Raw genomic sequence first — 907 nt, 5'->3', positions numbered from 1 at the left:
AACACCGGTGGCGTCGTGAGCGGCAAGCACATCGTGGGCATCGCCGTCATCGCGTCCCCAGCCCTGACCGCGGCCGAAGTCGCGCTCGGCGAAGTGCGGTTCAGTGCGTACCGGCTCGCGGGAATAGGCATCGGAATGGACGCCGTCATGGCGGCGCGTGCCTGGAGCGGGCGCCCAGCGGGCGAGCTCGGCGACAAGGTCGGCGTCCTGCCGCTGGATCTGCTCAGCGGTCACCGAGAGGGCGCCCAGGGCGGTCTTGACCCGCGGATCGGCGACGATGCGCAGGGCTGCGCCTTCGTGTCGCGCCTCATCGGACAATGCCGACAGCAGGGCGGTCGGCAGTCGGCGCGGCCCGAACCCGCCTCGGTGACTGCGGCGCCGGCGGATCTGCTCGAACATCCGCCGCTCACCATCCGTCACGGCCCGCCGCGATCCGATGTCGATATCGGCGATGAGTCCTGGCCGGTCCGGATCGGGCAGCAAACGCACCTCGACGGTATGACCCAGGCGACGCGCGGCCAGCCGCAGCGTGAAGAGGGCGGCTCCGCAGCTGATGAGCATCTCCCGGCCGTCCGGGTCGGCCACGTCCAGTCGGCGGTCGACGTCGGCGTGCAGGCTCAGCCTCAATCCGGTTACACCGAACCACCACGGTTGAGTGTTGTGCACCGATGGTGCCTGCGAGGCGGCGTCTATGAGGAAGGCAGCGATTTCACGATACGGCGCCGTGACCGCAGGGATGGGTTGCATGATCCCTCCTGGTTCCAACTTCGGATTCCGTCATGCGTCATCGCTGCTCAGCAGAGGCCGGGCCCCGATGTGCCGAGTGGCCGGCGACCTTCGGAGTGCAGCGTGCCGGTCGCGGTCGCGAACGGACAGAGCGCGGGCTCCTGCCGCGCGCTCTGCCATC

The 907-nt window shown here is 69.5% G+C and carries 1 protein-coding gene; it reads right to left on the bottom strand.

The window, feature by feature from the left end; all coding sequences use genetic code 11:
* A partial coding sequence (locus HKK72_RS39480; protein WP_222721710.1) for a hypothetical protein occupies positions 1-747 on the bottom strand: 747 nt, incomplete at its 3' end.
* Positions 748-907 lie beyond the last annotated feature (160 nt).

The sequence above is a fragment of the Actinomadura sp. HBU206391 genome, assembly GCF_014323665.1.
Classification (GTDB): Bacteria; Actinomycetota; Actinomycetes; order Streptosporangiales; family Streptosporangiaceae; genus Actinomadura_C.
Note: the sequence above shows the minus strand (reverse complement) of the source record. Positions and strands in the feature narration are given on the sequence as shown.